This window comes from Xanthomonas arboricola pv. juglandis (assembly GCF_905367715.1).
Taxonomy (GTDB): domain Bacteria; phylum Pseudomonadota; class Gammaproteobacteria; order Xanthomonadales; family Xanthomonadaceae; genus Xanthomonas; species Xanthomonas arboricola.
In genome coordinates this window covers 4,396,054-4,409,395 of record NZ_HG999362.1, presented here as the reverse complement: position 1 = coordinate 4,409,395, position 13,342 = coordinate 4,396,054, and the positions used below count along the sequence as shown (strand labels likewise).

At 68.4% G+C, this 13,342-nt stretch carries 12 protein-coding genes; 9 read left to right on the top strand and 3 right to left on the bottom strand.

Annotated elements, in window-relative coordinates:
* Nucleotides 1-6: 6 nt before the first annotated feature.
* From KHN93_RS19060 to rpoH, 3 genes are all read left to right on the top strand, one after another.
* Nucleotides 7-849 carry a response regulator gene (locus KHN93_RS19060; RefSeq protein WP_016903686.1) on the top strand — a complete coding sequence of 281 codons (843 nt, stop codon included), beginning with the start codon at nt 7-9 and terminating at the stop codon, nt 847-849.
* A gap of 5 nt (nt 850-854) precedes the next feature.
* A complete protein-coding gene (gene ung / locus KHN93_RS19055; RefSeq protein WP_026064622.1) occupies nt 855-1,580 on the top strand; it encodes a uracil-DNA glycosylase in 726 nt (241 codons plus the stop codon).
* A gap of 200 nt (nt 1,581-1,780) precedes the next feature.
* Nucleotides 1,781-2,656: an RNA polymerase sigma factor RpoH gene (gene rpoH, locus KHN93_RS19050; RefSeq protein WP_024938885.1), complete on the top strand. Its 876-nt coding sequence runs from the start codon at nt 1,781-1,783 to the stop codon at nt 2,654-2,656.
* Between the two features lie 148 nt (nt 2,657-2,804).
* Here the strand turns inward: rpoH and KHN93_RS19045 are convergent, their stop codons facing one another.
* Nucleotides 2,805-3,419 (bottom strand): trimeric intracellular cation channel family protein, encoded by a 615-nt coding sequence (locus KHN93_RS19045; protein ID WP_016903683.1) that lies wholly within the window; start codon nt 3,417-3,419, stop codon nt 2,805-2,807.
* A gap of 52 nt (nt 3,420-3,471) precedes the next feature.
* Entirely contained in the window at nt 3,472-4,764 is a 1,293-nt protein-coding gene (locus KHN93_RS19040) for an NAD(P)/FAD-dependent oxidoreductase (RefSeq protein WP_211921107.1), read from the bottom strand.
* A gap of 118 nt (nt 4,765-4,882) precedes the next feature.
* Between KHN93_RS19040 and KHN93_RS19035 the strand changes: the two genes are divergently transcribed.
* From KHN93_RS19035 to KHN93_RS19025, 3 genes are read left to right on the top strand one after another with little or no spacing between them, the layout of a single operon-like run.
* The gene (locus KHN93_RS19035) at nt 4,883-5,410 is read left to right on the top strand and encodes a hypothetical protein (protein ID WP_211921105.1); all 528 of its coding nucleotides are present in this window, start codon (nt 4,883-4,885) and stop codon (nt 5,408-5,410) included.
* A complete protein-coding gene (locus KHN93_RS19030) occupies nt 5,407-6,237 on the top strand; it encodes an NYN domain-containing protein (protein WP_039518543.1) in 831 nt (276 codons plus the stop codon). Before KHN93_RS19035 ends, KHN93_RS19030 begins: the two co-directional genes overlap by 4 nt.
* Nucleotides 6,238-6,239: 2 nt before the next feature.
* Nucleotides 6,240-6,896: a glutathione S-transferase family protein gene (locus KHN93_RS19025; protein ID WP_166767232.1), complete on the top strand. Its 657-nt coding sequence runs from the start codon at nt 6,240-6,242 to the stop codon at nt 6,894-6,896.
* A 383-nt stretch (nt 6,897-7,279) separates the two neighbouring features.
* Here the strand turns inward: KHN93_RS19025 and KHN93_RS19020 are convergent, their stop codons facing one another.
* Nucleotides 7,280-9,502: a primosomal protein N' gene (locus tag KHN93_RS19020; protein ID WP_024938890.1), complete on the bottom strand. Its 2,223-nt coding sequence runs from the start codon at nt 9,500-9,502 to the stop codon at nt 7,280-7,282.
* 470 nt (nt 9,503-9,972) lie between these two features.
* On the opposite strand from KHN93_RS19020, the gene KHN93_RS19015 reads away from it, so the two are divergent.
* From KHN93_RS19015 to KHN93_RS19005, 3 genes are all read left to right on the top strand, one after another.
* Complete coding sequence (locus KHN93_RS19015; protein ID WP_211921103.1) at nt 9,973-11,007, top strand: hypothetical protein; 1,035 nt, start codon at nt 9,973-9,975, stop codon at nt 11,005-11,007.
* A complete protein-coding gene (locus tag KHN93_RS19010; protein ID WP_181143265.1) occupies nt 10,994-11,596 on the top strand; it encodes a DUF3106 domain-containing protein in 603 nt (200 codons plus the stop codon). The genes KHN93_RS19015 and KHN93_RS19010 overlap by 14 nt, the downstream gene beginning before the upstream one ends.
* Nucleotides 11,597-11,961: 365 nt before the next feature.
* Nucleotides 11,962-13,338 carry an MATE family efflux transporter gene (locus KHN93_RS19005; protein WP_104561408.1) on the top strand — a complete coding sequence of 459 codons (1,377 nt, stop codon included), beginning with the start codon at nt 11,962-11,964 and terminating at the stop codon, nt 13,336-13,338.
* Nucleotides 13,339-13,342: the final 4 nt, after the last annotated feature.

The window sequence follows — 13,342 nt, the reverse complement described above, 5'->3', positions numbered from 1 at the left end:
CCTGCCATGCATCCACCGGATCTCAAGCACCTGATCAGCGACGCGCCGCGCGTGATGGTGGTCGATGGCTCCAAGCTGGTGCGCAAGCTGATCGCCGATGTGTTGCAGCGCGATCTGCCCAACGTGCAGGTGATCGGCTGCTCCAGCATCGCCGAGGCGCGGCAGGCGCTGGAAGCCGGGGCGGTGGATCTGGTCACCACCTCGCTGTCGCTGCCCGATGGCGATGGCCTGACCCTGGCGCGCAGCGTGCGCGAAGCGGCCGGCCAGGCCTATGTGCCGGTGATCGTGGTCTCCGGCGATGCGCAGCAGCATCTGGTGGAGCGCCGCTTCACCGAATACGTCACCGATTATTTCGACAAGGCGCTGGGCCACGAAGCCCTGGCGACCTTCATCCGCGGCTATGTGCAGCCCGAGCCGGTGGTCGGCGCGACCGTGCTGTATATCGAGGACAGCCGCGTGGTGGCCGAGGCGACCAAGCGCATGCTCGAGCGGCAGAGCCTGAAGGTGGTGCATGTGCTCACCGCCGAGGATGCCTTCGCGCTGCTCACCGCCGAGTCGCTGGGCCGCACCGAGCGCCGCATCGACGTGGTGCTGACCGATGTAACCCTGAAGGGCGAGCTCAACGGCCGCGACGTGGTCGAGCGCATCCGCATCGACTTCGCCTACGGCAAGCGTCGCCTGCCGGTGCTGGTGATGACCGGCGACACCAATCCGCGCAACCAGTCCGAGCTGCTGCGCGCCGGCGCCAACGACCTGGTGCAAAAACCCATCGAAGAACGTCTGCTGGTGACCAAGGTGCTGTTCCAGCTGCGCCTGGCACGGCTCGAGGACCAGGCTGTCACGCTATGACCGAAGTGGCTGAAGTGGAAGCGCGTATCCAGCTGGAACCGTCGTGGAAGGCGCGGGTGGGCGATTGGTTGCTGCGCCCGGAAATGCAGGAGCTGTCCGCATTCCTGCGCCAGCGCAAGGCGGCCGGGGCGCGGGTGTTCCCGCCGGGCCCGCAGATCTTTGCGGCCTTCGACGCCACCCCGTTCGAGCAGGTCAAGGTGGTGATCCTGGGCCAGGATCCGTATCACGGTGAAGGCCAGGCGCATGGGCTGTGCTTTTCGGTGTTGCCCGGCGTACCGGTGCCGCCGTCGCTGCTCAACATCTACAAGGAGATCCAGGACGACCTGGGGATCGCGCGGCCGGACCATGGCTATCTGATGCCGTGGGCGCGCCAGGGCGTGCTGCTGCTCAATGCGGTGCTGACGGTGGAGCAGGGCCGTGCCGGCGCGCACCAGAACAAGGGCTGGGAAGGCTTCACCGACCATGTGGTGGAGACCCTCAACCGCGAGCGCGAAGGCCTGGTATTCCTGCTCTGGGGCAGCTACGCGCAGTCCAAGGGCAAGGTCATCGACCAGGCGCGCCATCGCGTGTTCAAGGCGCCGCATCCCTCGCCGTTGTCGGCGCATCGCGGCTTTCTGGGCTGCCAGCACTTCTCCAAGACCAACGAGCATCTGCAGCGCCGCGGGCTGGGCCCGATCGACTGGTCGCTGCCGCCGCGCAACGCGCTGGACACCACTTCGGCCAGCGGCTGAACGATACCGGCGCCGGCCCGTTTCGCGGCGTCTTTGTCACGGTCTGCGCAGGGCGGCGGTGGTAGCGTAGGTGCTCGAAGTCGGGGAGCTGCGCCGTAGAACGACGGCAACGCTAGAAGCCCGAACGTCCTATAAATGGAACGCTGGGAACTCTTTCTGTACCCGGCAGTCCAATAGTTCGACTGCTAAGATGGTGCCCTATGAACCAGATCACCTCGACTGCCCTAGTGGCAAACAATCTCCCGATTCCCAGTGCGCTCGGTTCGCTGGACGCCTACATCGGTGCCGTGCACCAGATCCCGGTGCTGTCGGTCGATGAGGAACAGAATCTTGCCCGTCGCTTCCGTGACGAGCTGGATCTGGACGCCGCGCGTGAGCTGGTCCATTCCCACCTGCGTTTCGTGGTGCACGTCGCTCGCGGCTACAACGGCTACGGCCTGCCGCTGGGCGACCTGATCCAGGAAGGCAATATCGGCCTGATGAAGGCGGTCAAGCGCTTCGACCCGGAAATGGGCGTGCGCCTGGTCAGCTTCGCGGTGCATTGGATCCGTGCGGAAATGCACGAGTTCATCTTGAAGAACTGGCGCATCGTCAAGGTCGCCACGACCAAGGCGCAACGCAAGCTGTTCTTCAACCTGCGCAAGTCCAAGACCCGCCTGGGCTGGCTCAATGCGTCCGAGGTGACTGCGGTCGCCAAGGACCTGAACGTCTCCGAGCGCGAAGTGATGGAGATGGAGTCGCGTCTGTCCGGTCGCGATATCGGCTTCGACGCCTCGTCCGACGAAGACGACGATCACGGCCCGCCGTCGCCGGTGAGCTACCTGGTCGCAAACGACGAAGATCCGTCGCAGGCCTACGAGCGTCACGACAGCGAAGACAATCAGCTGCAGCTGCTGCGCGAAGGCATGGCCGGCCTGGACACGCGCTCGCGCGATATCGTCAAGCGCCGCTGGCTGGACTCCGACTCCAAGGTGACGCTGCAGGAGCTGGCCGACGAGTACGGCGTGTCGGCCGAGCGTATCCGCCAGATCGAGGCGAATGCGCTGAAGAAGATGAAGGCACTGTTCGTGGCCTGATCCTTCGATCGTGCCCCAGGTGTTGCACAAACGGCCCGGTTTTCCGGGCCGTTTGCATGTGGGCTGCCGGTGCTGCGTCGAGTCCGACGACGCGTGGTGGTTCGTCATGGTCGCTCGCCGATGATCGACCGCGCTGCGCTCGCCCGCGCTATTCCGGCAGGCGCGCCACCGGCAGATGCCAGCCGTAGCGGATGGCCATGAAGCGCAGCCCGAAACAGACCAGCGCACCGGTCGCCAGCGACCAGGCCTGCGGTACCGCGAGCATGTGCCCGATCGCGACCAGGCCGCCACCGGCCAGCGCAGCGACCGCATACAGCTCGGCCTGCAGCACCACCGGCGTCCGCGCCACCAACAGATCGCGCGCGATGCCGCCGCCGATGCCGCTGAGCATGCCGAGCAAGGTCGCGCTGAGCGGGCTGAGCTGGTAGTCCAGCGCCTTGCTGGTGCCGTAGACCGCAAACAGCGCCAACCCGGCCGCGTCGAACAGCTGCACCGGGTTGCGCAGCCGTTCCACCGCCGCATGCCAGTAGAAACCGGCCACGCCGGCAAGGCAGGCGACCAGCAGGTACTGCGGATGCACCAGCGCGGCCGGCGGGGTGGCGCCGATCAGCACATCGCGCACGATGCCGCCGGACACCGCCGCCGCGCACGACAGCACCAGTACGCCGAACAGATCCAGGCGATTGCGCACCGCCACGGTCGCGCCGCTGAGGGCGAACACGAAGGTGCCGAGCAGATCCAGCAGAAACAGGAGAGTGGTCACGATCAGACCGTCGCATCAGGCCGCACAGCATCGCGCACGGCCTGCGCCGCTGTCATCCGTCCTTGCTGCTGGGCGGCGGGTCGTCGGTGGCACCGCCGAAGATGATGCGCGCGGCGCGCTGGTAGCTCCAGTACGCCATCGCCCAGTTCACCAGCACCACGAACCGGTTGCGGAAACCGATCAGGAAGTACACGTGTGCGGCCAGCCAGAACCACCAGGCCACGATGCCGGAGAGCTTGAGCTTGCCGACATGCACGATGGCGGCCATGCGGCCGATCGTGGCCAGGTTGCCGTAGTCCTGGTAACGGAAGGCTGGTGCAGGCTGGCTGCGGTGGCGGGCGCGGATCGCCTTGGCGATGTGCTTGCCCATCTGCTTTGCTGCCGGTGCCACGCCCGGTACCGGGCGGCCGTCCTGCTGGACCGAGGCCAGGTCGCCGCCGACGAAGATTTCCCGGTGGCCAGGCACGCTCAGGTCCGGCTCCACCAGCACGCGGCCGGCACGGTCCAGTGGCACGCCAAGCGTGCGTGCCAGCGGCGATGCGGCCACGCCGGCGGCCCACACCACGGTGCGTGCAGGCACGAAGGTGTCGCCGAGCTGATAGCCCAGCGCATCGATGTGGGTGACCGGCGTGCCGGTGTGCACCTCCACTCCCAGGCGTTCGAGCTGCTTGCGCGCCTTGGCGGTGAGATCGTCCGGGAACGAGGGCAGCACGCGCGGGCCGGCTTCGACCAGGCGCACGCGCGCCTGCTGCGGGTCGATATGGCGGAATTCGTTCTTGAGCGTGTGGCGGGCGATCTCGGCCAGCGTGCCGGCCAGCTCGACGCCGGTCGGGCCGCCGCCGACCACGGCAAAACTCAGCCAGGCTGCGCGTGCGGCCGGGTCGGATTCGGCTTCGGCGCGCTCGAAGGCGAGCAGCAACTTGCGCCGCAGCACCAGCGCGTCGTACAGCGTCTTCAGGCCGGGCGCATGCTCGGCCCATTGATCGTTGCCGAAGTAGGCATGGGTGGCGCCGGTAGCCAGCAGCAGCATGTCGTAGCCGAGCGTGCTGCCGTCGGCGAGCACCACCTCACGGCGGGCCGGTGCGATTTCGGCGACGTCGCCGAGCAGCACTTCGACATTGCGCTGTTCGCGCAGGATGTGACGCAGCGGCGCGGCGATATCCGGTGCCGACAGGCCGGCGGTGGCGACCTGGTACAGCAGCGGCTGGAACAGGTGATGGTTCTGGCGGTCGATCAGGGTGATGCGGATGCCGGGATCGTCGAGCGCGCGGGTGGCCCATAAGCCGGCGAAACCGCCGCCAACCACAACCAGGTGCAGCGGAGCTTGGGAGGGGGATGAAGTCATCGTAAGGTCCGATGGAATGCGACGCGGGCTCATCAGCATGCCGCATCGGTAATGAACATGCCGCCTGGATCCGGCCTGCCTGCGGCATCATGTCGCATCTCATCCACATGATGACCGCATGCCGTCACTACCGCCGCCGTTGCCGCCGCTGTCGCCACCGCCATCCGCTTCTCCGGCGATGGCACCGGCTGCCGCGCGTGCGCCCGGACAAAAACTCAGCGGCGTCACGCTCGGCCTGATCGGGCTGGCGGCATGTGTGATGCTGTTTGGCATGCTGGTGCTGGGCGCGCTCGGCTGGCTGATCGTGTTCGGCTGGTCGTTGTTTGCCGACCAGGCACGCGCCGCGCTGCAGGACGATGCGGTGGTGCAGGAACAGATCGGCCAGATCCACACGATGCGGGTGGATCTGGTACGCACCGGTCTGGCGCCGGGTGACGACGATTTCGTGTTCACGGTGGAAGGCGATCGCGGCCGCGGCCGCGTGCATGCCACCTGGGTCAGCGGCGGCTCCGAGCGCGAGATCCTGAGCGATGGCGTGTTGACCATGCACGACGGTAGCCAGTACACGCTGCCGTCGGCCGATGCCGCCGACACCGAAATCGACACCGCAAGCGACACCGACTCTGCCGACCCCTTCGAGGAATGACCATGATCGACAATCCCGACAAACGCATCGCCTTGCTGATCGATGCCGACAATGCGCCGGCCGGCAAGATCGACGTGGTGCTGGCGGAAGTGGCGCGCTATGGCGTTGCCAACGTGCGCCGCGCCTACGGCAACTGGAAGAGCCCGCACCTGAAGAGCTGGGAAGCGGCGCTGCACGAATACGCGATCCGGCCGATCCAGCAATTTGCCTACAGCTCGGGCAAGAACGCATCGGACATGGCGATGGTGATCGATGCGATGGACCTGCTCTATGCGCGCAATCTGGATGGCTTTGCGATCGTCTCCAGCGATGCGGATTTCACTCCGCTGGTGATGCGTCTGCTCACCGATGGCATGAAGGTGTATGGCTTCGGCGAGAAGAAAACCCCGGCGCCGTTCGTCAATGCCTGTTCTAAGTTCACCTATGTCGAAGCACTGGGCGAGCAGGCGGCAGCGGCCAGCGACACCGCCGCCGGCCGCAAGGATGCCACCGCGCTGCGCGGCGACACCCGGTTGGTGCAGATGCTGCGCAATGCGATCGACAGTGCCTGCGAAGACGATGGCTGGGCGCATCTGGGAGCGGTGGGCAAGCAGGTGGCCAACCAGGCCTCGTTCGACCCACGCAATTACGGCTATCGCAAACTCAGCGATCTGGTGCGTGCGATCGGCCTGTTCGAGATCAAGCAGGACGAGCAGGCCCTGTGGGTACGCGATGCGCCCAAGGGCGGGCGGGCGAAAGCGGCGCAGCCAGCGGCCGCCGTCGCCACGCAGGCGGCCACCGCAAAGCGTCCGGCGCGCGCGACGCCCAAACCGGCAGCGGGGAAATGACGATGGCTGACGCTGCGATGCAACCGGCGGCAGGAAACGCCTCGATCACGCTATGGGGGCGGCGCAATTCCAGCAATGTGCGCAAGGTGCTGTGGTGCGCCGAAGAAGCCGGGGTGCCGTATACCTCGATCGAAGTCGGTGGTGCGTTTGGTCATAACGACACGCCCGAGTATCGCGCGTTGAATCCCAACGGTCTGGTGCCGACGATGCAGGATGGTGAATTGGTGCTGTGGGAGTCCAATGCGATCGTGCGCTACCTTGCCGCGCAATATGCGCCGGCCCTGTATCCGCAGGCACCGGCCGAACGCGCGCTGGGCGATCGCTGGATGGACTGGACCACCTCGACGTTTGCCGGCGTGTTTCGCGACCTGTTCTGGGGCGTGCTGCGCACACCGCAGGCCGAGCGCGATCCTGCGCGCATCGCCGCGGCGCTGACGCGCTCGGGCGATCTGCTCGCACGCGCGGATGCGGCCCTGGCTCAGCAGCCGTATCTGTCCGGCGCGCAATTTGCGATGGGCGATATTCCGCTGGGCAGCTTCATCTACGCCTGGTTCGAAATGCCGATCGAGCGGCCCGAGCTGCCGCATCTGCAGGCGTGGTACCAGCGCCTGCGCGCGCGGCCTGCGTACCAGCGTGGGGTGATGACCGCGCTGACCTGAGTTTTGCGTTGCCGCTCAGGCCGGCGTGATTCATGGCAAGCGCCGCACGTGCTGCCGACCCGACACGTTGCTGCAAGGACATGCGCCTCGTACATCACACGGCCAAATAGCCGCGTTCTCTGTAGGAGCGCACTTGTGCGCGAGGGCATTCCCGCTAACGCCCCATCGCGCGCAAGCGCGCTCCTACAAAAACGTGGGGACACGTGCGGCCTGTCGGCTCGCGTCTGTTCGTAGGAGCGCACCCGGGCGCGATGGCTGTGCCGGTAATGCCACATCGCGCCCAGGTGCGCTCCTACAAAGGATCACGCCACGCGCGATCAAGGACCTGGGCACAGCGCGCAAAACATGGGCCTGGCTGCTGCCCCGCGTGCGATACGCCCGCCTTAATACAAATCAATCGGATCCACATCCAGCGACCAGCGCACGCGGCGCGCCTGCGGTAGCGCATAGATCGCAGGCAGTTGCGCGTCCAGCAGACGATGCAGTGCCGAGCGCTGTTGCGCGGACAACAGCAACTGGGTGCGCTGGAAACCGGCGCGGCGTGGCATCGGTGCCGGCATCGGGCCATAGCACTCCACTGCGGCAAACGCAGGCGATTGTGCGGTGCTGTCTGCCGTGGTCAGGCCGCGCACCGCCATCAGGAACTGGTTGGCCGCGGCCACGTCCTTGGCCTCGGCGCGGAACAGCGCCAGATGCGCAAACGGCGGAAATCCCGCGGCCTCGCGCTGCTGCAGTTCGGCATCGGCGAAGGCGTGGTAGCCGCCGTTGACCAGGGTCTGCAGCAGGGGATGTTCGGGGTGATGGGTTTGCAGCCAGACCTCGCCGGGGCGGTCGGCGCGCCCGGCGCGTCCGGCCACCTGGATCAGCTGCTGGGAGAGCTTTTCGGCGGCACGGAAGTCGGCCGAGAACAGGCCTTCGTCGATGCCGACCACCACCACCATGGTCAGCCGTGGCAGATCGTGGCCTTTGGCCAGGATCTGGGTGCCGACCAGGATGCCGGCCTCGCTGCCCAGGCGCGCCAGCTGGGTTTCCAGCGCGTCGCGGCGCTGGGTGGTGCTGCGGTCGATGCGCACGACAGGAAACTCTGGGAACGCTTCGGTCAGGCGTTCTTCCAGCCGCTCGGTGCCGATGCCTTGCGGCTGCAGCGCCAGGCTGGCGCAGGCCGGACAGGCCAGCGGTGCCTGCTGGCGCGCGCCGCAGTGATGGCATTGCAGGCGCCGCCCGCCGGCGTGCACGGTCATCGGGGTCTGGTGCAGCGGCGTGCTGCAGCGCTGGCAGGCGGCGGTCCAGCCGCAGTCGTGGCACAGCAGCACCGGCGCATAGCCGCGGCGGTTCTTGAACACCAGCACCTGCTCGCCGCGCGCCAGGGTGGCGCCGATGCCGGCCAGCACTTCCGGCGACAGGCCGTCCTTGAGCGGGCGCTTGCGCACGTCGAGCACGCGCACGCGTGGCGGACGCGCCTCGCCGGCGCGGCGCGACAGGCGCAGATGCCGGTAGCGGCCGGAATAGGCGTTGTGCAGGCTTTCCAGCGATGGCGTGGCGCTGCCCAGGATCACCGGCACATCCAGCGCCTTGCCGCGCACCAGCGCGAAATCGCGGGCGTGATAGCGGATGCCGTCCTGCTGTTTGTAGCTGCCGTCGTGTTCCTCGTCGATCACGATCAGCCCGGCATTCGGCAACGGGGTGAATACCGCCGAACGCGTGCCGACGACCAGCTTGGCCTCGCCGCGCCAGGCCGCCGCCCACACCCGCGCCCTTTCGCCGTCGGACAGCCCCGAATGCAGCGCGTGCACCGGCACGCCCAGACGGGCGCGGAAGCGGCCCAGGGTCTGCGGGGTCAGGCCGATCTCCGGCACCAGCACCAGCGCCTGGCGGCCGGCCGCCAGGCAGTCGGCGATTGCCTGCAGGTAGACCTCGGTCTTGCCGCTGCCGGTGACGCCATCGAGCAGATAGGTGGCAAAACCGCTCTGCGCACGGATGGCGTCGGCGGCGGCCTGCTGTTCGTCGTTGAGCTGCGGGCCGCTGCCGGGGCGGGGCGGGATGCTGTCGGCCGGCACCGCCACGCGCTCGGCATGGCCGCGCTTTGCCAGGCTGCGTGCGGCCTCGCGCCACTGCGGCAGCAAGGGGTCCAGCTGTTCTTCGCCCAGCGCACCGGTCAGCAGCAGGGCGGCCAGCAAGGCGGGGCGGCTGCCGGCGCGCAGGCTGGCGGCGCCGGTGCGCCCGGCCTCGGTGAGCTGCCAGGCCCAGGCATGGGTGTCGGCCAGCGGCTCGCCGCGGCGCAACGGGCCGGGCAGGGCGCTGGACTGGGCCTCGCCCAGCGGTGCGTGGGTGTAGCGCGCCAGCCACTGCAGCGAACGCGCCAGCTCCTCGACCAGCAGCGGGGCGTCGTCGCACCAGGCCAGCGCCGGGCGCAGTCCTTCGGCGGAGGCCAACTGGCCGATCTCCACCACCACCCCGACCAGCTCTCGCGGCCCGAACGGCACCCGCACCCGGCAGCCGACCCGCGCGGGGTCGGTCAGCGGCGCGTCGGCCGGAGGCAGATAGTCGAACAGTTGGGGCAGCGGCACCGGCAGGGCGACGCGCAGGGTGGCGACGGTCGAAGACATCCGGTCAGTCTACCGACCCTGTCCAGTACCCGGCAGACGCCGCTCGGTCGCCTCCGAATCGGTGCTTCGGCTTACGACGCGTTTGTGTGACGGAAGTGATAAATCCGACGTAAACCTATGTGAGGGCTAAGGAAACGGGTTTATCCACACTGCCTGTGGATAAGCCTGTGAATTAGTCTCGTGCTCCACGCTGTGAAGGCGGATTCACTAGCCTCTGCAACCTGTTGGACATTTTTTCGCCAATCGGCTTAAAGCTATAATGATCAATCACTTAGGCGTGAAACACGAATGCAACAAAGAAAAATCAACAGTTGACAGACGCCTGCGTATCGGCATGTCTGCCGCTGTGCACAACCCGCGTGGGTGACGGCGGTCGATGGCACCGGGACGCAGCGCAGCCGGGTCGATCTGTCAAGCCATCGGCGGGGGCCGATTGCGTCGGTATCATGCCGGCCGATGCTGGAGTTCCCATGACCGTAGTCCCCGACGCCCCCGTCACCCCTGCCGCGCTGTCTGCTTTCCTGCGCGGTGTCGAACGCCGGGGTCTGGTGCTCGCACAACTGCAATGCGGCGATGGCGCGGCGGCCGAGCGGGCCCTGGCGGCGGCGTTGCGTGCATTCAGAAGCCAGGCGGCGGGTCGCCCGATGGCCGGCTGGCCGATGCGCTTCTGGAGCCTGCTGGCAACGGCACCGCCGCTGCGGCGCGAGCCCATGCCGGGGACCTGGCTGCCGCCGTTCACCGCACTGGGGCGGATGCAGACCAGCGACCGGCTGGCGCTGCTGCTGCGTATCGTGGCCGGGCTGGAAGAAGAGCCTGCCAGCGAGGTGCAGGGCATCGAGGTGGTGGCCTATCGGCAGTCGCTGGCCCGTGCCTGCCCGCGCGATGCGGCCGGCAACCCGGATGCGCAGGCCTGGCGGGCCCTGGCCGAGGCGGCGCAGCAGGAGTTGCGCGAGCTCAGCCCGGCGCAGGTCAGCCGGCTGGCACAGCTCCGCGAGTCGGCCCTGGCCGGCATGCCGCTGCAGCCTGTCGCGGCCGCGCCCGTGGCCGCTGCCGAAGCGCGCCGCCCGGCCGCAGCGCGCAACCGTCCTGCACGCCAGTGGCAGTGGCCGCGGATCGACCGTCGCCACGCCGGCCTCGTGCTGGCCGTGCTGGGGTTGGCGCTGCTGCTCGCGGCGCTGGGCTGGTGGTGGACGCATCGCCGGCCGGCCCTGCCGCCCGAGCCGGTCTCGCAGGCCCCGGCCGGCGTGCTGCACGTCACCGATGCCGCGCCGGTGCTGGTGGAAGACCTTCCCGCCGCCGACTTGCCGGAGGCGGTGGCAAACCCCGGCCTGGATCCGCGCGACCAGGCGATGCTGGCCGACCCGGACCTGGAACTGGCACGTTCTGCCGATTTCTACGCCTGGTATGCGGCCGGCCATCCGGTGCCGGCCGACGAATCCGGCGCGCATGCCACCACCGCCGACCAGCCTGCCGCCACCCTGGAGACCGTCGATGACGACAATTAAGTGGTGCGGCCTGCTGGCGCTGGCTGTTGTCGGCATGGCTGCTGCGCAGACCCTGCCGGCGCCGCTGGAGGAAGGCAACGCGACTGCGCCTGCCGGCATGCCGACGCCCGCAGCCTCCACCGCCGCAACTCCGAGCGCCGCGCAGCAGCGCGCGCGCTGGGACGCATTGACGCCGGCCCAGCGGGCCGAGCTGCGCGCCCGTTATGCGGCCTGGAAAGGGCTCACCGCCACCGACCGGGTGGTATTGCGGCAGGCACGCGAGCGTCTGCATGGCTTGCCCGACGACCAGCAGCGCGCGCTGCGCACGCAGTTCACCGCGATGGATCGCCTGCATCGCGATGGCTGGCGCCTGGGCTCGCAGCTGGGTGCGTTCTATCCGCAGTTGCAGCCCTTGATCGGCTACGTGCCGCCAGTGCAGCGCGACACGCTGCTGGCGGTGCTACGCAGCCTGGACGCCGGGCAGCTGGAACAGCTGGCGATGCTGGCACAACGCACCCCGCCGCAGGAGCGCGATGGCTTGCGCGATGCCCTGCTTGCGCAGGCGCCGGCAACGCGCAGCGCCTGGTTGAAGCGCCAGCTGGCGCGCTGATTGGCAGCGGCGGGACTGCGCCGCTGCAGCCCCCTGCGCCGGCGTCGTCTCCACGCGTGCTCGCTGCTCGTCCTCGATGCCGGGCAGCGGGGCCGAACACCGAGCCGAGAGCCTGCAGGTCTGCCGCCTTCGACAATGCGTGCACGAAGCGGCGGTCGTCACGAAGGACACGGACCGCGCTGAAGCCCGGGCATGCCGTTCCGGTAACCAGCCACGCCGGCTGCTCGCCGCCGCGCACCTCCCACCTTGCGCGTTGCCGCCGACGGCGGCTACCCGTGTCGCAAGTGCGGGTAAGATAGCGGCCCCACGCGACCCGGTGCCAGCGCCTCCCGGCACGGCCGTAGTCCGCGCAGCGATCGGTTGTCATGTCTGTCTCTCCTGTACCCACCTCCGCGACGCCGCGCTTCGCCGCGGAAGTGCGCACCACCGGCCTGCTCGCATTGCCGCTGGTACTCGGTCACGTCTCCACCGGCCTGATCGGATTTGTCGATAACGTCATCGCCGGTCACCACGGCACCGCCACGCTGGCGGCGGTCACCATCGGCACCTCGCTGCTGTGGCTGCCGATGCTGGTGCCGATCGGCACGCTGATCTCGTTGACCGCCTCGGTCTCGCAGCTGCGCGGCGCCGGCCGCGAGCGCGAGATCGGCCCGCTGTTCCGCCAGGCCCTGTGGCTGTCGCTGGGACTGGGCGCGGTGATGTTCGCGTTCCTCAGCGCGGTGCCGCCGCTGTTGCCCACCTTCGGGATTGCGCCGGACATCGTGCCGGGCGCGACCGACTTCCTGCACGCGGTGCGCTGGGGCGGGCCGGCGCTGACGTTCTACTTCTGCATGCGCTATCTCAGCGAGGGCATGCACTGGACCCTGCCGACCATGCTGCTGGGCTTTGGCGGCCTGCTGGTGCTGGCGCCGCTGGGTTATGCGCTGACCTATGGCAAGTTCGGCTTTGCCGAGCACGGTGCGCAGGGCCTGGGCATGGCCTCGGCGGTCACCATGTGGGTGCAGGCCAGCGTGTTTGCGCTGTATCTGTGGCGCTCGCGCCGCTTCGCGCACCTGCAGTTGTTCGCCCATTTCGAAGGCCCGCGCTGGCGTGCGATCGGCGATCTGTTGCGCACCGGTCTGCCGATCGGCATCACCGTGCTGATGGAGGGCGGCCTGTTCATCGTCACCGCCTTGCTGATCGGCCGGCTCGGCTCCACCGAAGCGGCCGCGCACCAGATTGCGATCAACGTCGCGCAGCTGTGTTTCATGATTCCGATGGGTGTGGCCGAGGCGACCACCGTGCGGGTCGGGCATGCGGTCGGGCGCGGCGATCCGCTCGGCATGCGGCGCGCGGCCTGGGCCGGTTACGCCATCGTGCTGGGCACCCAGGCGCTGTCGGCCAGCGTGCTGTTGCTGGGCCACGATGCCATCGTGAGCGTCTATACCGACGATGTGGCGGTGGCCGCGCTGGCCTCGGTGCTGCTGCTGTTTGCCGCCACGTTCCAGTTCCCCGACGGCATCCAGGTGCTTTCCAGCGGCGCGCTGCGTGGGCTCAAGGACACCCGTGTGCCGATGTTCCTGGCGATGTTCTCGTACTGGGGTGTCGGCATGCCGATCGGCGCCGGGCTCGGCTTGGGGCTGGGCTGGGGACCGCAAGGCATGTGGATCGGCCTGATTCTGGGCCTGACCGTGGCGTCGGTCCTGATGGGCTTGCGCTTCCGGCAGACCAGCCGGCGGCTGACTTCCGGCACGGCCCCCTGACTTC

What these genes read in the sequence shown, in the direction of transcription:
- KHN93_RS19020 (WP_024938890.1), bottom strand. Translation starts at nt 9,502, where the DNA reads ATGTCTTCGACCGTCGCCACCCTGCGCGTCGCCCTGCCGGTGCCGCTG.
- KHN93_RS19005 (WP_104561408.1), top strand. Translation starts at nt 11,962, where the DNA reads ATGTCTGTCTCTCCTGTACCCACCTCCGCGACGCCGCGCTTCGCCGCG.
- KHN93_RS19015 (WP_211921103.1), top strand. Translation starts at nt 9,973, where the DNA reads ATGACCGTAGTCCCCGACGCCCCCGTCACCCCTGCCGCGCTGTCTGCT.
- KHN93_RS19010 (WP_181143265.1), top strand. Translation starts at nt 10,994, where the DNA reads ATGACGACAATTAAGTGGTGCGGCCTGCTGGCGCTGGCTGTTGTCGGC.
- KHN93_RS19035 (WP_211921105.1), top strand. Translation starts at nt 4,883, where the DNA reads ATGCCGTCACTACCGCCGCCGTTGCCGCCGCTGTCGCCACCGCCATCC.
- KHN93_RS19040 (WP_211921107.1), bottom strand. Translation starts at nt 4,764, where the DNA reads ATGACTTCATCCCCCTCCCAAGCTCCGCTGCACCTGGTTGTGGTTGGC.
- rpoH (WP_024938885.1), top strand. Translation starts at nt 1,781, where the DNA reads ATGAACCAGATCACCTCGACTGCCCTAGTGGCAAACAATCTCCCGATT.
- KHN93_RS19025 (WP_166767232.1), top strand. Translation starts at nt 6,240, where the DNA reads ATGGCTGACGCTGCGATGCAACCGGCGGCAGGAAACGCCTCGATCACG.
- KHN93_RS19030 (WP_039518543.1), top strand. Translation starts at nt 5,407, where the DNA reads ATGACCATGATCGACAATCCCGACAAACGCATCGCCTTGCTGATCGAT.
- KHN93_RS19060 (WP_016903686.1), top strand. Translation starts at nt 7, where the DNA reads ATGCATCCACCGGATCTCAAGCACCTGATCAGCGACGCGCCGCGCGTG.